The sequence below is a fragment of the Nitrospirota bacterium genome (assembly GCA_016219645.1).
In the GTDB taxonomy this organism is placed as follows: Bacteria; Nitrospirota; Nitrospiria; order Nitrospirales; family Nitrospiraceae; genus Palsa-1315.
The window spans coordinates 36,193-56,763 of record JACRLR010000040.1 but is presented as its reverse complement, the minus strand read 5'-3'; the positions used below and the strand labels follow the sequence as shown (position 1 = coordinate 56,763).

Below are 20,571 nucleotides of genomic sequence, written 5' to 3'. Positions count from 1 at the left end.
AATTTGGAATGTTGAATGCTCAATGTTCAATCAATCCGGAGAATTCATCATTGAACATTCACAATTGATCATTGGTGTTATTTACAGCCCTTCGTAGGCGGCAATGGCCGCAGAGAGCGCCAGCACCAGATCCTCCGGCTGCTCAAAGTCGTGGTAGTTGAACAGGTCAGGGTGCGTCTCCAGATAGGACGTGTCGAAATGTCCTGCCATGAAGTCATGGTCCTGCATGATCTCCATCATAAAAGGGATCGTGGTCTTCACCCCACGCAAGACATATTCTTCGAGCGATCGTCTCATGCGGCTGACAGTTTCTTCCCACGTCCTGCCGCGCACGGTGAGTTTAGCCAAGAGGCCGTCATAGTACGGTGGCACCGTGTAGTCCTTGTAGACTGCTCCATCGATACGTACGCCGATCCCGCCAGGCGAGAGATAGGCTGTGACCGTACCGGTGCAGGGACGAAAGTTGTTTTTGGGGTCTTCTGCGTTGATGCGGCACTGGATCGCATGGCCTTGGAGCGTGACCTCCTGTTGCGAGATCTCCAGAGGGATGCCGGCTGCGATGGTAATCTGATGGCGCACGATATCGATCGCCGTGATCTGCTCGGTCACGGTATGTTCCACCTGCAGGCGAGGGTTCATCTCCATGAAGTAATAGCGGCTGTCCTGATCGAGGAGAAACTCGACGGTGCCGGCATTGTCATACTCGATAGCCTCGGCGACGGCGATGGCCGACTCACCCATTTCGGCACGCAGACGCGGGGTGAGAATCAAGGATGGAGCAATTTCGATGAGTTTCTGATGCCGGCGCTGAATCGAGCAATCGCGCTCACCCAAATGGATGATGTTCCCGTGCCGGTCGGCCAGGATCTGAAATTCGATGTGATGCGGTCGCTCGATATACTTTTCAAGAAAGACTGTTCCATTGCCGAAGGCAGCTTGGGCCTCCCGTGAGGCAACCGCCATGTTCTCACGAAGCTCCGTATCAGACCGTACGACTCGGAGGCCGCGTCCTCCGCCGCCTGCGCTGGCTTTAATCATGATGGGATAGCCGGTGTCCCTTGCGAAGGATAGAGCGTCCGTTATGTCAGTGATGCCGCCTTCGGTCCCAGGGACGATTGGAACCCCGATCCGCCTGGCCAGCTCGCGGGCCTTGATCTTACTTCCCATCAAGTCGATGGCCTGGGGTGATGGGCCAATGAAGGTCACACCGGAGGTGTGGCACAGTTGTGCAAATTGTGAATTTTCTGAAAGAAAACCATAGCCTGGATGGATGGCATCGGCGCCAATCCGTTGTGCCAGGTCGACGATCTGTTGGCTATCCAGGAAACCTTTGACCGGTCCCGGGCCAACCATGTAGGCCTCGTCCGCTTTTTTGACGTAGATCCCGGTCGAGTCGGCTTCGGAGTAGATGGCTGCGGTAGCGATGTTGAGTTCGCGGCAGGCGCGGATAATCCGCATGGCGATTTCGCCGCGATTGGCGACCAGAATTTTCTTAAACATACCGGTCCCTGTCTCTTCAGATCCTGTGAGACTCTTATGAAATATCAGGCAAAAATGAGGGCGTAACCTAGCATAGGATCAGGAGTCCTGTCGAGGGACGTCGGGAGAAAACAGGCCAATTTTCGGGGGCTATTGGCACGGTTGCCGCTGGCTCAGGGCCTTGCTTGATCGAGCCTACTTGGACTTGATCAAGACCGGTTTTGACTGGGCGCTTCCGCCGCCTGCGACGATAATCACGAACGACATCCCCGCTTTTGCATCCGGTACCGTTGCTTCAATCGCCGAGTCGCTCATAAACTTGAATTCCACAGACTTATTTGAGGCCGAACTGAAGGTCACTGCATGAAAACACTCCTTTGTGCCAAAATTCTCGCCCGTGATGACAACTTTATCCCCAGGCCTGGCTTCATCCGGTTCGACTTTGGAGATTCGCGGGCGCTTACTCTGATCGCAGACAGGGTCTCGTTCGACTTTTCCGGCATCGAACCCCTTGATCGATTCTGTACCGTAGAGAGTGAATCCTGCGCCGTCAACCATGGCGCCTGGCTCCTCTGCGTAAGAGACGGCGATGGGCGACGCCGACGCCGACACTATAAAGAATCCCAGTGACATCAACCACAACGCTTTCCTCTTTTGCATAGGCACCTCCTTCAAGAACAATGACGTAGGATTATTTCTCATTGATCGAAACATACGTCTCGGTAATGAGCTGTTGACCGGCAGGGGATAGAACGAACTGGATGAATGCTTCTGCCAGGGGATTCGGCCCTTTTTTGGATAGGAAAAGGACGGGACGTCGGAGCGGATAACGACCGTCTTTGACGGTAGGGACCTCCGGCTCGACCTTGTCGATGGGTAAAAGTCTGACGGCGACTCCGCTTGAGACGACAGACAATCCCTGGCTCAAGGAAAGGTAGGCGACCGCAGAGAGAGGCGGTAGTGTTCCCACGACAGTCTTGACGACCTGTTCATCGGAACCGACAGTCTTGGCAGCCCCTGTGATCCTGCCGGATATACCGAGCTGGGACTCAAAGGCATCTCGGAGATTTTGGTTTCGAGGCCGATCGATGACCAAGATTTTCGTCTCAGGGCCTCCAAGTTCTGACCACAGCTTGGTTTTTCCAGAGAAAATGTCGGCCACCTGTTGCTTCGTGACTTCTTTCGTAAAATTGGAGAGATGTACGAGGACTCCGATGCCATCCCACGCGATAGGTATTGCGGAGAAGCCTGGCTCCTCAGTTCCGGTGACGGCGATGTGGGCCTGGCCAGATTTTACCATCTGAACTGGCCTCGAATTGCCGTCCCAGACGATATCAAGGTAGGCCCGGGGGTTGGCCTTTTCAAACGCGTGGGCGAGGGATTCGATCGTTGACAGCTCCGGCCCATTGCCAGCGATGGTGAGGTTCCCGGCGATTTCCGCTCGGGTGACCAACCCCATCCCGAAGGTACACAGGAGGCTCAGGCTTAAGGAGAATAAGAGTCTCGCCACCATGTAATCTCCATGGGGTTCTGGTGGGCAGGGAACGAAGGACTCGTAATTACAGGCTACAGCTGGTTCACTTGTCCGTTGGGCCGCCAGTCGTAGGGTCAGCAGGGGGCGCGGCAGGTGGTGCCGCACGTTTGCCCATCAGCGGCGGGAGTTTGGCGAATTTGTCCATCCGTTCGTCTAACATGCTGTAGGCTTTCATTTCAGCGAAGCCGGTCTTGTGAGTCCCTTTCACTTGCGTTGTGCATGCCGACAGTAACCGTGTGGCGCTCTGGGCGTGACAGTGTGGGCACAGGGTATCTTCAGCCCTGGCATGCACGGATTGGGTGGCGTCGAAATGCTTCCCGCATTGGTTGCAACTGTATTCATAGATCGGCATGGCTTCTCTCCTTATGCGAGGCCAAGCACAGCACAAGAAGGCGCTCTTGACCGGCTGTTGAGATTTGCCTTATTGTACCTACCTTGCTGGTAGGACTTCTAGTGGTTTAAGAGGAGGATTTCGATGTCTCTGTTGATTCGGAAGTATAAGAGTGTCGGTGGAATGATGCAGGAAGAGCGGATCGACGATCCGGACCGGATTGAGCGGTATATGCGGCTCTTTGACAAGGACGATATCAAAAAGCTTGAGACGGGCGTAAAGGTCTTCATTGAAAAGGATGAGTGGCAGCTCCTGCCTTAAGCCGGTAAGGGGTAAAGGGTAAGGAGCACCCCTTGCGGTTCACCCCTGGCTGGTCCCTCATGACCTATTGGATTCACATCGCGCGTTCGATCGATCGAGTCACGCTCCATAACGAGCGTTGTTCCGAGGTGCCCTCTACGTCGATCGGTTCCTCAACCGATTTCTGGGAAGGCGGGTGGTTCGATTACCCGGATAAGGAGCGAGCGCTCGCAGCAATGGAACAAGCTGGGACGACCGAACAACGCCGATGTGCCTTGTGCAAAGCCTAAACAGGCAAAGTTCTGGGTTCTGAGTGCTGAGTTGCAGTCAGTTCGGTTGCTTCGGGTTCACCTGAATACTCAGAACTCATAACTCAAAACTCAGCACTGCTTCGATTCCATGCCACGACTCGCACTCTTACTGACAACATTCATCTGGGGCGCGACATTCCCCGCTACCAAGGCGGTGTTGGAGCAAATCCCGCCATTCTCGTTTCTGTTTCTCAGATTTCTCTTAGGAGCATTGCTGGTCGGGGGAGGGTATCTGCTCTTGAGATTTCACTTGCACCGCGACCCGGCTCTGTTGCGGGCGAGCGCGATCGCCACCGGTTGGCTGATTCTTGGCTATGTCTTCCAAACGATCGGCCTCAACTACACCACGGCATCGAACTCCGCCTTCATTACGGCGCTCTATGTTGTCATCGTGCCGTTGATTCTGCGACGATTCGACCGTCGTGTCTGGGTCGCCATTGGCATCGCAACTGTGGGACTCTGGCTGCTGGTGAAGCCCAGCGCATCAGCGAATCTAGGGGACCTCTTGACGCTCGTCTGCGCGATCGCATTTGCCGCTCATATTGCCTGTCTCGAACGGTTTACACGCGCGGTCGACGCACCATCCTTGTTTGCCTGGCAAATGATGGCGATGGTCGTCCTATTGTGTCCCGCTCTCCTGGTCGAACAGGCACCGGCTCAAGCCTTTGCGCCGACATCGCTGTTGCTTGTCGGGCTCGGGGTGACCGGAGGACTTGCAACGGGGGCTTTTGCCGTTCAGATGTGGGTGCAGCGGATTGTTCCAGCGCAACAGGTCGCGTTGATCTTTGCGTCAGAACCGGCCTATGCAGCTGGCCTTTCTTGGTATTTTCTGGGAGAAACATTGGACCTTCAAGGATGGATTGGGAGCGGCCTTATTTTATTGGCGGTATTGGTGGGGGCTTTCGGAAGCGGCTCCCAGTCGTCCTCCCCGTCGGTTGGCACGATCCAGCCGGCGTAACTCGTTATAGGAGTCAGATGGCACAAAAATTTGGCAATGGACGCTGGGTGCAGGAGGGGTTTCTGGATAATCGTGTTGACGGTACGATCGTGGGGCGGATCGTGTTTGCGGTGATCGGTCCTGTTGATATGTATTTGCGGGGAAATTTCAAGGCCGATATCGCGGGGCAGGTCATTCAGTTTCGGAATCGCCGGTTTGAGGACGAGGATTTGGCCGGACAGCTGCTTGGTGATATGGAAAATCCGCAGATTGGGGATGTGAACTTGATTTCGTTCGACCCTCACCCGAACCTTGTGCCTCATCCGTACATCGAATGGTTCTCCACTGGGAAGAGACACTATCGTATTGAACTGGAGCCGGCAGATGCCTGGATCGTTCCGGTTTCGGAGGCGGGAGCGATCGATGAGGTGAGTCGGACGATTCGTGACTCGCTTGCCGGGCAGGTGACTGAACAGCCGACTAAGGCACCCACTGATTGGGTGTAGCAACTAGCAGGATAACGCCGGTGTCCACCAGTTGGTGGTCTGCTTGAGCCGACGCTTCGCGGGGCCGTTCGAGATTGTCTTTTGTTTCTGGTGAGTTGCGCCTTGTATCTGGTTAGGCTTCAGCCCTCACACGAGATAGGAATGACGCTTGCCTTGGAAAGGTTGAGTCACATCGCGGCGTGGTGCATAGCGCGTCAGGCCAGATACTAGATCGCAAGACGGTGAGGCGGTCAGCCGCTCACGGAATAGGCACGACCGTTCAAAAAATGAACATACGGCGACTAGGCTGATTGGTTGAGGCAGCCCTGTAACAACGGCGGTCGTTATTTCTGCATGGTCTGCGTTATCTGGCGCCTGCAGGCTAATCAAACGTCTGGCCCGTTGCTGGATCCAGATATCGCCGGGAGGTGGCCGAAGGGGATTGACCAGCTGGGAAGCAGGTTTTTCCCAATCTGAGAGGGATGTCTCTGTACCCCAAGATGGGGCTCGATTTCCGAGAATAACGGCGAGGGATGCCGTTTCCATGGCCTTAGAAGAGAGTAGCGCAGCTGGCCGCCGCTCCCCAACCAGCTGAACCCGTACGACGGAAAGGCCCCCTTCCATCATCCCTAACTGAGCCGCTGCGCCACGAGAAAGATCGAGGATCCTGTTTTTGACATAGGGACCTCGGTCAGTGATTTTCACATGGGCGTGCTTTCCGTTCTTCAGATTGACAACCCGCACTACGCTGCCGAGGGGGAGGGTCCTATGGGCCGCGGTCAATGCCTTCATGTCGAACAGTTCGCCGTTGGCCGCCTGCTTGCCATGAAATGACTCGCCATACCAGGATGCAACCCCGCGATCCTCAATCCCCACATCCAATTGAGACGCCCCCTTAGGAACCCATGAACAGGCGCTCAGGAGCAATCCCAGACCGAGACTCAGTACCCATAGCAGCTGCCGGCTGCCTCCGAGAGAATGACTGAGCATCAAGCACCTCTTATTTCTGGTTGAACTAACAGTACACAGGTCACTGTCCTGTGTTCCCCCAGAGTACGGCTCAACTGTTAGTCCAACAATACCGAGAGCGTATCCCTAGTCCCTACGTTGGGATGAAGGAGAAAAAAATATATTGATAAAAACTGCACGAAAATGAACGGACAAATTTTGTCGTTGGCACCCTAGGCGTGCCGGTGAAAAATGTTCTGCTCGTACGTCGTGATCCTATGCACGTCCTGCTTAGAATGAACGTGGGCCGCAGGGCGCTGAAACACACCAGCCGTACCTCCCCACTACTGCTCACGGACATTTTCAGTATCTTGCTTGGGAGCCTTTATAGAAGAAAGTACTAGTAGCAGTCAACCCCGGGATTCGTTCGATGAGGACGATTTGAGGCACCGTGTCTGAAACAGTCCTATAACCCGAGTCTCTCAACAGCCTACTGCGGACTCAGGAGCAATCTCGCAATCATATCATCTTACTTAGGCATAGGTCCGTCTGTCGGTTGCCTCGCAGTCAGACGAGAACGCGGGCAATACCATCAATGTAGACAGAGCGAATAGCGCCATCCAGGCCCGATGTCTCCTGGTCATTCGATCCCTCTCCGATCGGCCTGTCCACGCGCGAGCGGACTCTATCGGGGCTGAAAAAACCTGTAAAGCTCCAGGCGAGCGCGATATTGACTGCCTCGATACGACTGAGTAAGATGCCGCTCAGTTGCCTGGTAGGGTGCGACCGCAAGCCTACCAGGCAGTACTCCCCAACAGAATCGATCCAATCACCACAGATGATTGAAGTTCAAAAGATCACGAAGCGGTATGGACAACATACCGCCCTCGATCGTGTGAGTTTCTCCGTTGCCAAGGGCGAGGTGTTGGCATTCCTGGGCCCGAACGGGGCTGGTAAGACTACCACTATGCGTATCCTGACCTGCTTTATGCCGGCCACCGAGGGCATTGCGCGGGTAGCGGGCTTCGACTGTGCGGACCACCCAATGGAGGTGAAACGCCGGATTGGCTACCTGCCGGAGACTCCGCCGGTCTACCTGGAATTGACGGTCACGGAGTATCTTCAGTTTGTCGGCCGCCTTCGCGGTTTAAGCGGAAAAATCCTCACCTCGTCCATGCAGCGTGAAATCGAGCGGCTCGGTCTCGGCACGGTGCAACAGCGGCTCATCGGGAATCTGTCGCGCGGATACCGCCAACGTGTCGGCCTCGCTCAGGCTCTGCTGCACGATCCTCCGATTTTGATCCTGGATGAACCGACGGTCGGCCTCGACCCGAAACAGATTATTGAGATCCGGGAGTTGATCAAGAACCTGGCTGGATCCCATTCCGTCATCCTGAGCACCCACATTCTTCCGGAAGCGACCGCCGTGTGCCAGCGCGTCGTGATTATCAGCGGTGGGCGCATCGTGGCCGAAGACACCCCTGAGCAGCTCTCGGCGCGTCTGCGACAGTCTGAGAAGATTTCGCTCACAGTCAAATCTCCGGCAGCTGACACGATTGGCAGCTTGAAGGCGGTGCAGGGGGTCCAGAATGTCTTCGCGAGTGACGCCCCCGGCACCTATCTGTTGGAATGCGAACTTGGCCGGGACGTGCGGGAAGAAGTGGCCCGTCTGGCTGTCGCCAGCGGATGGGGTCTGCTTGAACTGAAAGCGATTTCCATGACGTTGGAAGACGTGTTCCTCCAATTGACCAGACATGAGGAAGGCTTCGCACCGGACACAGTCGTTGCTTCAGCAGAACCGGCAAGCCGGTCAGTATGACACCAGTCCAAGCGATTATCGCAAAAGAGCTGCGTTCGTATTTTGTCTCGCCCGTGGTGTATGCCGTCGGGTCCGTGTTTCTCCTGACCGTAGGACTGCTGGCCTATCTCTACGTCGTTTTTGCCGGATCCCAGGCGATTCAGTTGGTGCAGATGCAGGGAAGCGCCCAACTCAATCTGAACGATCTGGTGTTCAGGAATCTCTTTGCCAGCACCAGATTTATCCTTCTGATTATCCTGCCGATCTTGACGATGAGGTTGTTCGCCGAAGAACGCAAACTCCGCACCTTTGAATTCTTGCTGACCTCTCCGATCCGTATCAACGAGATCGTGGTCGGCAAGTTTATGGGTGTATTCCTCGTGTTTCTGGGCTTACTCGGGTTGACCGGCCTCATGCCGCTTACGCTGGCCCTGTTCAGCGATTTCGATTGGTATCCCGTGCTGACCGGCTATCTTGGATTGATCCTGCTCGGGGCCCTCTTTCTCTCCGTCGGCGTGCTGGCCTCGGCACTGACAGAAAACCAGATCGTCGCGGCCTTTGTCAGTATCGGGCTATTGCTCGTTCTCTGGCTCCTTGCCGGCCTTGGCTCACTGCTTGGGGATACAACCATCGGGCAAGCCGTCTCGTACCTGTCATTCATGGACCATTATGACCACTTGGTGCGCGGGCTGATTGACACAAAAGACCTCGTGTATTTTTTTAGCGCATTGATATTGATGCTCTTTTTATCCCACCGGGTTGTGGACTCGGCACGGTGGAAATGAACCTCAAAACGATTCCCCTTGGTGTGATCGGAGTGGTTCTGGCGGTGGCTGGGGCGGTCAGTTATAGCCTCCTTCCGGAGAAACTCTGGTTGGTCAGCCTCCTGGAAGGATCGGCGCTTCTGTGTCTGATCGTCTTTTTTTTCGTCCATTTCATGAGCCTGAAAGCTTTTTCCTCCCGTCGTTCTACACGTATGGGCGCAAACAGTCTGCTGATGATCCTCCTCTTCATCGGCATTCTTGCAATCGTGAATTTTCTCGCAGCCCGACATTCCATTCGTTGGGATCTGTCGGAGAACCAGAACTTTTCCCTCGCGCCGCAAACGCATCGCGTGTTGAGAAGTCTCGCGCGCGAGGTGAACATCACCGTCTTTACCAGAGAAAAAGATCCCGGATACCAATCGTATAAGGAGAGACTCGATAGCTATCGGCAAGCGAGCCCGAAGATCTCCGTGTCGTTTGTCGATCCGGAGCGCCAGCCAAAAGTCGCTCAAAACTACGGCATTTCGCGGACAGACACGGCTATTTTTGAAAGCGCCGGTCGCACCGTTCGCGTCACATCTCCATCGGAGACAGAACTCACAGGGGCGTTGATCCGTGTGTCTCAAGACAGCAAGAAACGGGTGTTGTTTCTCGAAGGGCATGGGGAACCGAGTCTAGACGATCGCGAGAGGACCGGACTGTCAGCAGCCAGAGAGATCCTGATTAGACAGGGCTACGACGTCGGCACGGTCAGCTTGCTCAAAGAGGAAGCTGTGCCGGATCAGACAGCGATCCTCGTCGTGGCTGGGCCCCGTCGCCCCGTGACTCCCGAGGAACAGGAACGGATTCACGGCTATGTGGAAAAGGGCGGCCATCTCCTCCTGCTCATCGACCCGGATACGCAGGCCGACCTGAATCCCCTGCTGAAACGATGGGGCCTCGGACTCGGCCCCGGGGCACTCGTCGACCTCCAAGATCGATTAGCCCAGGGAGATCTGACATCTCTGCTGGTCCGTACGTTCACAGAGCATGAAATTACGCAGGACCTCTCCGCCGCTGTGCTGTTTCCCCTCGCCCGACATATTACTTTCGATGAACAGGCCGGCAACGCATGGGATTTCGTGCCGCTCGCCAGAACGTCGCCGAATAGCTGGGCAGAAACTGACTTGAAAGGCCGTGTCGTGACCCTCAATGAACAGGAGGATATAAAAGGTCCCCTGCCAATGGCCGCGGCCCTTACACCGAAAGCCGCACAGGAGGAAGGCAAGTCCCGGCCTGCGATCGTGGCCATTGGCAATTCCATATTTGCGACCAATGCCTTCGTGAACTTTCCAGGGAACAGCGACTTTTTTCTCCACACTGCTGCTTGGTTGGCTGAAGAACGAAACATCATGGCGATCGTCCCAAGGGATTCTGCGCTCCAACCATTTACCCCTAATCCCTTACAGGAACGAGCACTGCTCTATCTCCAAGTGATCCTCCTGCCGGCCACTATGTTGTTCTCCGGCGTCATGGTTTGGCGCCGACGCCGGCGTCTATAACTCCATGCGTTATTGGCCTACACTCATCATGGTGCTTGTACTGGCCGGGCTCGGCCTGTACCTCTATATCGTTGAATTTCCAGAGAAAGAATCGCAAGAGCGACAAGACACAGCCGACAAGAAGGTGCTGCTCTTTGACCAGGAGACCCTCTCCGGACTCACCATCAAGACGGATCAGTACGAACTCGTCTTCGTTCGAATGCCACAGCAGGGCTGGGTATTGACCGCGCCTCTCACCACAGAAGCTGATCAGCGGGAGGTACAGAATCTGATTCGGGCTTTGGCCACAGGTACCGTGACCCGCGTCGTCGAGGACCACCCGGCCAATCTGACTCCCTTTGGACTCGACAACCCGGTGACGAAAGTCACCGTCATAGCCGGCGCCGCACGGGAGACCTTCTTGATTGGGGATAGTGGCCCTCTCTCTTCCACACTCTATGTCCTTCGTGAAACGGATCACAAGGTTTTGCTTACCACTTTGGCCCCGAAAGACTTCGTGAACAAGACGTTGATGACCTTCCGGCGTAAGGACATCTTGCATATGTTACAGGGGGAGGTCGAACGGATCCGTCTGACCTATCCGACCACAGAAATTGTGCTCTATAAGGGACAGGAAAAACCCAAGAGCAAATGGAAGCTTCGCTACCCCATCGAAGCCGAAGCCGATCAAACAGAGGTACGGACCCTGCTTTTCAGGCTCGAAGACCTCAAGGCTCTCGGTATCATCGACCCAGGACCTGAACGCGATGCCTTAGCCAAAAGACTGGCCATGCCGAAGGTGAAAGTCGCGATTCATACGGCCGATGGCGATCAGACGGTCAGGCTGTACAAGCCGGATGAAGATAGCGGCATGGCCATCGCGGAAACGAGACCCGATGGCCCCCTCTATCGTGTCAATGCCGCTGTGATCAAGGACCTGACCAAGGAATTATTTGTTTTCCAGGACAAACGGCTGCTCGGCATCGATTACACGGACATCGCCATCCTTTCCGTGAAGACCCCGACCGAACAATATGTGCTGATCAATCAACAAAACGAGTGGGTCCTCGAAGATCGGCCTGCTGAAAAATTGGACCAACAGGCGACCGACTTGTTTGTCAGCCGTGTCGCGAATGTCCCGGCTGAGGATCGGGTGAGCAAGCAGGCTGGGCCATTGGCCCCCTACGGGCTCGTGACCCCGACTGCGGAGTTTATCGCTACAGGGAGGGATGGGAAGAGCAGAGGGAGACTTTCGATTGGGAGCCATGCCGACGGATTGGCCTATGCCATGGGGCAGCGGATCTCGGGGATATTTCAGATTCGCGCGGATCTGCTCACACAGATTCCCAAAAAGAGCGAACTTCTGAGTGCGAAAACGGAGAAGGCCCTCTAAGCAAAGACAGCTGAATTCTTAAAGATCATGGCTACCAGCCAGAAGCCGATCGACCTGCTGTTGACCGATCTGATGCTGCGTCCTCCTGGCTTTCACAGGACCTCAACCGGAAATCCGTATCCACGAGTCCATGGTCATGAAGTCATCCAACGGACCCTGGCTATGAAGAGAACGTTCCGCGTGACCCTGATGTCGAGCCTGTCGGCACAGGACCGCAAAGCCTATCGAATCGGCACGGATCAAGCACCGTTTCTCCAGAAGCCATTCTCCGTTGAAACCTTGATCCAACTGGTCCATGCCGTGCTCGCAGCGACTCTCCTTGCTTACGATGACTCCGCCGGCAAGTCGAGCGCCACACAAGCCGTTCGTTGGTACGGCTAATCTCACCCGGCACGTTACACACATTCCGACATCCCAACCTGCTTGTGAATACTCCGCCTTTGTCGTTGCGAACTATCATGACACCTCGTCCCGTTGCCCGTCTCGGCGCACCTTGCTATATTCTATCTCCTGATCAACATGGAGTTGTCACCCAGTCGCTCGATCTTCCCGAGTATCATTACTGGAAGTGAGGTGGAGCAGATGATGCTGCCCGTATCGTTGGGGTTTGTGCTCTTGGTCACCATGATTCATGTGATACCGACGCAAGCAACTTCGAGTACTGAAGGGGTGGCACTGACCCAGATATACAAAACGCAGTCGAGTCAATCGTCACGGCAAGGGGAACCGCCTCAGGGCTCGCAACGTGTCCGCCCTTCGCCAAGAGAACTTGCTGCAGCCAGCGAAGTGCTCGCGATGAGACCACGTCCGAAGACTCTGACGGATGCGGACATCAAATTCCTTAAGGAACTACTCGGCAAGCCCGCATGGTATGGCTTCGAGCAACGAATCGTCCATGAAGTATGGGCAGAGGTGAACGGGAAGAAATGGTCTGATGTTGATGGAGGAGTATCAGCGCCCGGGCATAAGACCTCGCCCTAGGAAGGTTGGCTGAACAGATAGGGGCCAGAGTACTCCATGCGAACAACGAAGCTGACAGGGTGGTCACCCCAATCTCTCCTTCCAATCCTCCGGTAAGTGCGATAGATTCACACCATGCCCCCGTAGCTCAGTTGGATAGAGCAGCGGTTTCCTAAACCGTTTGTCGTACGTTCAATTCGTATCGGGGGCACCAAACCAACTTCCCTCATACGGACGATTCCACATCCATTCCACGCCATACTCAACCAAACAGATCCCCTGGTAACGTCGTATCTTCAGGGCTCTGCACGCCTGTCTGGCTGTGGATGGCTCAGCCATTGCGCAACAAGCCGTTGTAAATAATCAGGGCCGCGCGACGCCCCCTTCATTTGAGGTAACTCTTTTGGGGTCTAACCAACGCGGGAGTAATCGTTTATTCTTCTGGCTAGTGGAACACAGAAGGAGGGCATTATGACCTGCATGCGTTGTCAGGGCTGTATGGCGAAAGATCACTTCATGGATCTGCTGGAGAGTTCCGAAGATATGTGGCTGACCGGCTGGCGCTGTCTGAACTGCGGACATGTCTTTGATCCCGTCATGGAGCGAAATCGGCTCAGACAGGGGAGGGCTGCAGTTGTCTCAACCGGGCGGGCGTCTGGCCAAGACCGTATTGGGATCCAAGAAGAGGGCGATGTCATCCCAGGTCTCGCAGCCTAGTCTGCATCACTGCCAGTTCCTTGGATAGCCGGCAATCCAGTGATCTAGTTTCACAGGCGTCCGGAGCCTCTGTTCACTTTCCCATGTTTTCTTGCCACGTTGTGGAGCCTGGGCTAGACTTTTCCCAGACTTCATGGCACGAGCGAAAACATCAGAACAGTCCCGTTTGCGGGCCAAATCCGCCACGATAGAAGAACTCGCCCGTGGTGTCGCAAACCTTCAGGAATTTCTCGCACAGGTGGAAGACCTTAGCCGAGAAGGTTTTCCCTACCTAGACGCGGCCAGAGCCAGAACAGAGTTACAGTTCCGTGAGTGTATCCGTCGAACGTTTGGTGAGAAATCTTCTGAATTCCAAGAACATCGGCACCACAAACTCCTCATGGATAGCCCTGAGGAAACACAGCAGAGCATTGCACTCATCAAGAATCTCATTGCTAGGCTTGAGCAGAAGAAGCGTGATCTTCACGGGGAGCCGCCGCTTGCCCAAGCCTCATCAACAGTCCCGACCTCACCGATACCCGCCAGCCCTCTGTTGACTTTAGTGCCGCCGGCGATTCCGACGGTCCAGATGACCATGATGCAAACTGCACCGATCACGCCGCCGCCCGTGGTCATGTCCGTCGCCATGACCACGAATCTCGATCTGGCATCAGCTGTGGCAATACCAAATCAACCGCAGCCCAATCAGACAAGAACAGTCCCTTCAAGAGAGCCCGAGCCTCCGAGCCTGTCCAGCCCTCCGCCTGAACCAATGCCAACCGTAGCGGCTTCGCCGGCGCCGCCGGCCTCCGATACCCCAGCGCACCCGGTGGCTCGGCTCGTTCCTGTATCCACGGACAGGCCTCCACAAGCTCCCCAGGCCGAGCAGGCCATTTCATCACAAACGATACATCCACCACAGTTGCTACGACAAGAACAGGAGTCCGTCATGCATTCATTTCCCTCCGCCAGGACAGAACACCAGACGCAGGAACCGGTTTCCATTCCACCGCATATGCAGCCGCGATCCTCGTTGCCTATGGACCCTTCCTCATACCAGGAGCCTGTTCTCCAGTTTCCAAAGGCCGGATCGGATCCAGCGGAACTTGTGAAAATGTTTTGTTCTCGGTTCCATTCCGTCGCACGGCAGTTGCGCCTGCGCGGAGAATATCGAGCCACGTTAAGTGTAGAAGATGAGTGTGATGCGCAAGATCTGCTGCACGCACTCCTACGAATTCAATTTGACAACATTGACACGGATGAATGGACTCCGAGCTACTCAAGCGGAACCCCGCGCACGGCACTCTTGTTGAACGACGGCCGACTTGCGGTGATCGTCAAGAAAACGCGTCCGGGCCTCAATGCCAAAGACCTTAGCGACCAACTTCAGATTGACGCAGAACGCTATCGGTCTCACGGTCGCTGCACCACGCTCCTGTGCTTTGTGTATGACCCCGATGGGCGTATCGGAAACCCCCGAGGTCTCGAAGCGAGTCTCGCGAGCGTGAGCAAATCATTTGTCATCGATGTACTTGTCGCTCCGAAATGAGGTGATCTATGAAGAAATCTAAGCCCGCTGTCGGCACGCTTCCTGCCCCACCTGTACGTTCCTCCGCATTGCCGCACGTAACAGGCATCCGCCACGCTGGCCCTGATCCAGGCGTTTCTGCCGTGCCTAGTACGATTCACACCCCAGTTGACGGAGGGAGAGTCATATCAGATCGGGCCTACGTGCTCATCAATGTACTGCCGGGACGTACAAGTGATGTCGTTCGAGCCCTGTCCGGAATCAAACAGCTTACGACCATCGACCCCTGCTGGGGCAAGCCTGATATTATTGTGATCGCCGAAGTATCGGACCAGGATGCACTCACCCGGCTGGTTCTGAGCCGGATTCATGAGATTGACGGTGTCTCGCAGACGGACACCCATCTTGTCTATCGATTGAAGGCCGGTACCGGTAAGTGATCCGTGTGAATGCGCTCTATGACAGAAAAGGCGGTCTATAAGTCCGGTCGGAAGGTTCACAAGCTCTTACTCTATCTCTCCACTGTCGGCATCATCCCCAAGATCCAATCCAAACCGCTCAGCCATCCGATAGAGTGTGCGCCGGTCAATACCGAGAATCTTCGCGGCTCTGACTTTGTTTCCCTTGGTTTCCTTCAAAACGCGGACGAGGTGACGTTTCTCAACCTCCTCAAGCGACAAACATCCCTCGTCGCCTGGGCCAATCGCCTCTGCTGTCTCTTTCGACAGGTACTCAGGCCGACGCAGCTGTGCCGGCAGGTCGTCCGGCGTGAGGAAGGGGCCGTGACCTAACGAGACGGCCCGTTCAATGGCATTTTCCAATTCGCGCACATTGCCGGGCCATCGGTATTGCGTCAACAACTTCATCGTTTCCGGCAGCACTCCGCGCACCGCATGCGCCGTTCCCGTCGCGTACTTCTCCAAGAAGTGATGGACCAACATGGGAATGTCTTCCCGCCGTTCTACAAGCGGCGGCAAGGTGATGCGTACGACATTGAGGCGATAGAACAAGTCGTCCCGATACTTCCCTTCCTTGACGAGTTGCTCGAGATCCCGATTTGTCGCGGCAATAATCCGGACATCAATCTTCGTCGATGTTGTGCCGCCGACGCGGCGGATTTCGTGATCTTGCATGACCCTCAGCAGCTTGACTTGCACGGCTTGCCCCAACTCACCGATTTCATCGAGAAACAACGTGCCCCCGTTCGCAGATTCAAAGAGGCCGACTTTGCTTCCCACCGCGCCGGTAAAGGCGCCCTTCTCATACCCGAACATTTCCGATTCCAACAGAGTATCTGGCAATGCCCCACAATTCACCGGAATGAACGGCTTGTCCCGACGAGGCCCGTTCGCATGGATCGCCCTGGCGATGAGCTCCTTGCCGGTCCCGCTTTCCCCTTGCAGGAGGACTGTGCTCTTGCTCTCGGTTACTCGGGCGACCAGCGTGTAAACTTCGAGCATAGCGGGACTGCTTCCCACCAGCGGCGACCATTCGTCTTTGGTTTTTAACTCTTCACGAATCCGGATATTTTCTCGAACGAGGCGGCAGTGATCGAGGCTCCGCTTCACCACGAGTGTAATATCCTCTTTCTTAAACGGCTTGGCGAGATAGTCATAGGCTCCTTGCTTGATCGCTTGGATCGCGCCTTCAAGAGAGCCGAACGATGTCAGGACCACGACGGCCGTGTCAGGGCTCATCCGTTTAAACTCGCGCAGGACCGTAAGCCCATCGACTGCACCCATTCGAATATCAGTCAGAACAAGATCCACTTGCCCCTGGCGTCCACGAGCGATGATCTCCTCTCCGCTGGCAAAGGCTTCAACGGCATAGCCTTCCTTCTTTAGAGCCTCAACCAAGAGATCCCTCGCTACTGCATCGTCATCGGCTACGAGGATATTCGCTGGTTGCATCAAACCCTTTCTGTCACGCGCGTCGACTCGGCCATCAAGCCAGGCAAGGTTACGGTAACGGTTGTGCCGCGGCCAGTTTGGCTTTCAAGGAGTAGACTGCCCCCATGGGCCACGACTGTTTCGCGGCTTAAGAATAGTCCTAACCCGGTGCCGGTGCCAATAGCCTTCGTCGTAAAGAATGGTTCGAACGCTTTCTGCACATCAGCTTCCGGCATGCCGCATCCTGTATCTCGCACCTCGATTGTGACGACCAGGGATGACATCGTCTCAGTTACCCGGAGGCCGCGGTCGAGTTCGTCAGGAGAGGCGGCACGGGCTCCAACAATGATGCTCACCATCCCGTGAGGCTGGGTGGCGGCTAAGGAATTGGCCAAAATGTTCACGAATACTTGATGCATCTTTTCCGCATCAGCCCAGACGAGCGGGAGGTCATTAGGAATCTCAAGTGTCAAGGTAATCTCTTTTGCATGGAAGGCTGGCTCCATGAGCACAGTTGCCGGGCTGATCATCTGTTCCGCTGGTAACCAGGTCGGTTTAGGCTGGCGCTGCCTGGTTGAGGATAGTAAATCCTGAATGATCCGAACCACGCGGGTGAGCTGTTCATCGATCACTGTCACCCGCTTCTTCATCTCAGGCGTGATGCCCGGTTCTTCAGCCAGCGCCTGGAGGTGCCAGGCTATTGAGTGCAGCGGTGTGCCGACCTCGTGCGCCACCGATGCCACCAATTGTCCCACTGCGGCTAAGCGTTCCGACCGATTCAACTGGTCCTTCGCATTGACCAGCTGTGTATTAGCCTTCAGGAGATTTTCCCTTTCTCGGGCGAGCGCCACACGCGCGGCCTCCTCTCTCGCCTTGCGCTCTTCCCAAGTCATGCCGATATAGGCTACGACCAAGAGCACTCCTGCAACCACACTGCGGTTTATGACGGCTGCTTGAAAACGTCCTGGCTTAGTTGGTTGCACCAGCCCGATGTAGGTCGCCACGATACAGGCTACGACCGTCAGCAGCATCAGGCTGCGGCTACGTACCGTTGCCACCAGAAGAATTGGTAATACAAGGCCGTACGCGGCGACGATGTTCGCCGGGGCGACCATTTCGAGAACGACGATCGCCAGAAACACAGCCCCTGCAATCGCCAGCACAATGCGATTTTGCTTTAACATAAGATGAAGAGAAGGCCGGTAGACTGCCGAACCATTCCGTCAACGCCCTGGTCCATGACGCATGAAACCGGACATGTGCGTAACGGGTGTGATCCGAAGCTCGGGGTTGACATGTGACGTTCCGGTTCGAAGTTCAGAAGACCTCGACTTCCCGGCGTGAAACCCTTCCTCCATCACGTGCTTTCCACCAGCCGCTAGACGGTCTTACCTGAGCTGGCGGGCTGAACACAAGACAGACCCAAGCCGCCGGAGGCGTTCATCACACATAATCTCATCCACGGGAATTGAATACTTGCGGGTCCAGTTTGGGTGACTGTCGACCGTCCCAGGAAGATTGGTTTGTGATAATTCGCCCAAGCCGTCTTCGAGACTTGCCAACACGATACAAGATGGCGTGCGAGCCAGGTAGGTATGAATGGCTCGGCAAAGATCGTTCGTCATGGCAGGCGCGGTGGCTAAGTCCTGAGTCACGCCGTTTGGCAGGAGACTTTCCCGCTGAAGCGCACTGAGGATGGCTCTCTTGTCTCGCTGGCGCTCTTCCCATGCATGGTGGTGTGCCGCGCCATCTGCAAAATCGCTCAACCTCGCCCGTATTTGCAAATCCTCGCCGGACCAAAACCCAGTGAGCGTCGGCAGGTCGTGCGTCGTGGCGACAGCGAGCGATTGTGCGGGATAGTCACTGGGTGATTTCATTGCGCCATCCGCGGCGCGCTCGAAGTAGAATACACGGTAGGACAGCACTCGTGCTTGTGCCAGCTGCGCTCTAATCCAATCAGGAACTGTGCCGAGGTCTTCTCCGATAACGAGGGTCCTGGATCGAACACTCTCCAGTGAGAGGATGGCCAACATGTCTTCAAAGGGATAATGCACATACGTACCTTCGGATGCGGGCTTCCCACGCGGAATCCAGAAGAGGCGGCAGAACGACATCACATGATCCAACCGGATGGCTCCCCCCGATCGGAAATTGTTGCGCAGCAGTTGAATGAGCAGTTCATAGCCGCTGGCGCGGAGGGCGCGAGGATTCATCGGAGGTAAGCCCCAATTCTGCCCCTCTGGCGCAAAGGGGTCTGGAGGGGCGCCGCAGTCGGCTCCGAGCGCCAGGACGGCTTGATAGATCCAGGCCTCGGCCCCATTGCGATCAGCGCCAAGCGCCAGATCGTGATACAGCCCGATCGGCATCCCCAGCTTCTCGGCTGTCTGTCGAATCTCATTCAACTGCTCGCTCGCCACCCATTGAATGTATTGAAAAAAGCGAATGCGTTTCCGGTGCCGCTCCGCATATTCACGAACCGGCTGGCCAGGCGTCAGAAAAGGTTCAGGCCATTCATACCAGGTGGCTGACTTGGATTGAATCAGTCGGCGTTCTTCCTCCAACGTCTGGAAGGCGGCATAGAGCTCAAGCGGTAGGCCTTCCGACTGGATGAACTTCTCTAGAAGCAAGGCTCGCGAAGTTTTTGGTCGGAGATTCGGCTCTTCACCGCCATAGGCCTCTGTAAGGAATGAGCGGTAGGCCAACTCAAGCATCGTACGTTTCGTGGTCGCAATGGTGTCGTAGTCCACCAGACGGCTTTCTCGTAGCGCCTGCAGGTTGGCTTGAAACTCGGGAGCAAGCAGCTCGTGCCGCACCTCCTCAGACCCATAGAATTCCGGCAGCTGCTCGAGATCGATATAGAGTTCATTGAGATACAGTCGGCTGTTGGGCGCATAGGGGCTGATATGATAGGGTTTGGTGTTCCGGAGCGCATGAAGAGGATTGAGCCCGATGACTCCGGCGCCGAGTTCCTTTCCGGCCCATTCCACAATCCGCCCGAGATCGCTGAAGTCGCCGCATCCCCAATCTCGATCTGAGGACAACGAATAGAGCTGCAAGGCCAGTCCCCACAACCGTTGGTTTGCTTCGAGCCATGGGGGGACATAGCAGTGGCGTGGCGCCACGATGACACGCATCGTTCCCACGGGCCCTCCGACCAAGCCCTCGGCCCGCAGGGTCAAATTATAATACCCAAGCGAGAGACCACGGGGGGCAGGTATTTCAACACGCACATGCCGTCGACCGTTGAGAAGACGGACCTCGACAGCAGAAAGACCGGGTCCTGTGCTCCCTTCCTGCACCAAGACATTCGTTTCGTCGTGGACTTGCCACTCCACCGCAACAGACTGTTCTTTTCCTTCCTCAAGTGCGAGATAACAGAACAGAGAAGGTTCCGTCTCATCGTCATGGAGGATCCGCACCGGCTCGCAGGGACGTTGCCAGGGTGCTTCATCCCATTCCTGCAATGCCTGTGTCAGGGATGCGGCTGAATCAACGGTAAATCCCATGGCAGTCAGAATGGCGCGGCGGGTGTCATCGGACGTAACGTGAAGAGTTCCGGCTATATCGTGATAGTCATGTGCAATGCCGGCACGTTCAGCGAGTGTGGCAAGGAGTGTCTGCTCCGTCTGGTCCTGCATGAACCGCAGTCTGCGTGAAGACTACGGGCATGTCAAGCTATCCCATTGTTCTTAAAGATG

Annotated in this window: 21 protein-coding genes and 1 tRNA gene; 14 read left to right on the top strand and 8 right to left on the bottom strand. The window is 55.6% G+C overall.

Translation table 11 applies throughout. The features are described from left to right. Positions 1–81: 81 nt before the first annotated feature. The 4 genes from accC to HZB34_13440 form a co-directional block, all read right to left on the bottom strand. Positions 82–1,500, bottom strand: coding sequence for an acetyl-CoA carboxylase biotin carboxylase subunit (gene accC / locus HZB34_13455; protein ID MBI5316965.1), 1,419 nt, complete (start codon positions 1,498–1,500; stop codon positions 82–84). A 174-nt stretch (positions 1,501–1,674) separates the two neighbouring features. Beyond that, on the bottom strand, positions 1,675–2,139 hold the full coding sequence (locus tag HZB34_13450; GenBank protein MBI5316964.1) for an IPT/TIG domain-containing protein: 465 nt from the start codon (positions 2,137–2,139) through the stop codon (positions 1,675–1,677). Positions 2,140–2,170: 31 nt separating this feature from the next. After that, positions 2,171–2,992, bottom strand: coding sequence for a substrate-binding domain-containing protein (locus HZB34_13445; GenBank protein ID MBI5316963.1), 822 nt, complete (start codon positions 2,990–2,992; stop codon positions 2,171–2,173). Between the two features lie 64 nt (positions 2,993–3,056). Next, positions 3,057–3,365 (bottom strand): zinc ribbon domain-containing protein, encoded by a 309-nt coding sequence (locus HZB34_13440; GenBank protein MBI5316962.1) that lies wholly within the window; start codon positions 3,363–3,365, stop codon positions 3,057–3,059. A gap of 123 nt (positions 3,366–3,488) precedes the next feature. Between HZB34_13440 and HZB34_13435 the strand changes: the two genes are divergently transcribed. The 4 genes from HZB34_13435 to HZB34_13420 all read left to right on the top strand — a co-directional run bounded on the left by HZB34_13435 (position 3,489) and on the right by HZB34_13420 (position 5,398). After that, entirely contained in the window at positions 3,489–3,665 is a 177-nt protein-coding gene (locus HZB34_13435) for a hypothetical protein (protein ID MBI5316961.1), read from the top strand. A gap of 32 nt (positions 3,666–3,697) precedes the next feature. After that, on the top strand, positions 3,698–3,934 hold the full coding sequence (locus HZB34_13430) for a hypothetical protein (GenBank protein MBI5316960.1): 237 nt from the start codon (positions 3,698–3,700) through the stop codon (positions 3,932–3,934). A gap of 109 nt (positions 3,935–4,043) precedes the next feature. After that, the gene (locus tag HZB34_13425; protein ID MBI5316959.1) at positions 4,044–4,913 is read left to right on the top strand and encodes a DMT family transporter; all 870 of its coding nucleotides are present in this window, start codon (positions 4,044–4,046) and stop codon (positions 4,911–4,913) included. Positions 4,914–4,930: 17 nt separating this feature from the next. After that, complete coding sequence (locus HZB34_13420) at positions 4,931–5,398, top strand: hypothetical protein (protein ID MBI5316958.1); 468 nt, start codon at positions 4,931–4,933, stop codon at positions 5,396–5,398. A 126-nt stretch (positions 5,399–5,524) separates the two neighbouring features. Here HZB34_13420 and HZB34_13415 read toward each other — a convergent pair whose 3' ends face one another. Further along, a complete protein-coding gene (locus tag HZB34_13415; GenBank protein MBI5316957.1) occupies positions 5,525–6,367 on the bottom strand; it encodes a septal ring lytic transglycosylase RlpA family protein in 843 nt (280 codons plus the stop codon). A gap of 796 nt (positions 6,368–7,163) precedes the next feature. On the opposite strand from HZB34_13415, the gene HZB34_13410 reads away from it, so the two are divergent. The 10 genes from HZB34_13410 to HZB34_13365 all read left to right on the top strand — a co-directional run bounded on the left by HZB34_13410 (position 7,164) and on the right by HZB34_13365 (position 15,424). Next, positions 7,164–8,144 (top strand): ATP-binding cassette domain-containing protein, encoded by a 981-nt coding sequence (locus HZB34_13410; GenBank protein MBI5316956.1) that lies wholly within the window; start codon positions 7,164–7,166, stop codon positions 8,142–8,144. Next, positions 8,141–8,908, top strand: coding sequence for an ABC transporter permease subunit (locus tag HZB34_13405; GenBank protein MBI5316955.1), 768 nt, complete (start codon positions 8,141–8,143; stop codon positions 8,906–8,908). Before HZB34_13410 ends, HZB34_13405 begins: the two co-directional genes overlap by 4 nt. Next, positions 8,899–10,428 (top strand): GldG family protein, encoded by a 1,530-nt coding sequence (locus HZB34_13400; GenBank protein ID MBI5316954.1) that lies wholly within the window; start codon positions 8,899–8,901, stop codon positions 10,426–10,428. Before HZB34_13405 ends, HZB34_13400 begins: the two co-directional genes overlap by 10 nt. Before the next feature lie 4 nt (positions 10,429–10,432). Next, positions 10,433–11,800 (top strand): DUF4340 domain-containing protein, encoded by a 1,368-nt coding sequence (locus HZB34_13395; protein ID MBI5316953.1) that lies wholly within the window; start codon positions 10,433–10,435, stop codon positions 11,798–11,800. 27 nt (positions 11,801–11,827) lie between these two features. Beyond that, positions 11,828–12,181: a hypothetical protein gene (locus HZB34_13390; protein ID MBI5316952.1), complete on the top strand. Its 354-nt coding sequence runs from the start codon at positions 11,828–11,830 to the stop codon at positions 12,179–12,181. Positions 12,182–12,382: 201 nt separating this feature from the next. Beyond that, on the top strand, positions 12,383–12,781 hold the full coding sequence (locus HZB34_13385) for a hypothetical protein (protein MBI5316951.1): 399 nt from the start codon (positions 12,383–12,385) through the stop codon (positions 12,779–12,781). Between the two features lie 116 nt (positions 12,782–12,897). Beyond that, a tRNA-Arg gene (locus HZB34_13380) sits at positions 12,898–12,974 on the top strand. Between the two features lie 257 nt (positions 12,975–13,231). Next, entirely contained in the window at positions 13,232–13,477 is a 246-nt protein-coding gene (locus HZB34_13375; GenBank protein MBI5316950.1) for a hypothetical protein, read from the top strand. A gap of 133 nt (positions 13,478–13,610) precedes the next feature. Continuing rightward, complete coding sequence (locus HZB34_13370) at positions 13,611–15,005, top strand: hypothetical protein (protein MBI5316949.1); 1,395 nt, start codon at positions 13,611–13,613, stop codon at positions 15,003–15,005. Positions 15,006–15,169: 164 nt separating this feature from the next. Further along, positions 15,170–15,424 (top strand): Lrp/AsnC ligand binding domain-containing protein, encoded by a 255-nt coding sequence (locus HZB34_13365; protein MBI5316948.1) that lies wholly within the window; start codon positions 15,170–15,172, stop codon positions 15,422–15,424. Positions 15,425–15,490: 66 nt separating this feature from the next. Here HZB34_13365 and HZB34_13360 read toward each other — a convergent pair whose 3' ends face one another. The 3 genes from HZB34_13360 to malQ all read right to left on the bottom strand — a co-directional run bounded on the left by HZB34_13360 (position 15,491) and on the right by malQ (position 20,511). After that, positions 15,491–16,894: a sigma-54-dependent Fis family transcriptional regulator gene (locus HZB34_13360; GenBank protein MBI5316947.1), complete on the bottom strand. Its 1,404-nt coding sequence runs from the start codon at positions 16,892–16,894 to the stop codon at positions 15,491–15,493. Next, positions 16,894–18,036, bottom strand: a complete 1,143-nt coding sequence (locus tag HZB34_13355; protein ID MBI5316946.1) for a hypothetical protein — start codon at positions 18,034–18,036, stop codon at positions 16,894–16,896. Before HZB34_13355 ends, HZB34_13360 begins: the two co-directional genes overlap by 1 nt. Positions 18,037–18,261: 225 nt before the next feature. Then, a complete protein-coding gene (malQ, locus tag HZB34_13350; GenBank protein MBI5316945.1) occupies positions 18,262–20,511 on the bottom strand; it encodes a 4-alpha-glucanotransferase in 2,250 nt (749 codons plus the stop codon). Positions 20,512–20,571 lie beyond the last annotated feature (60 nt).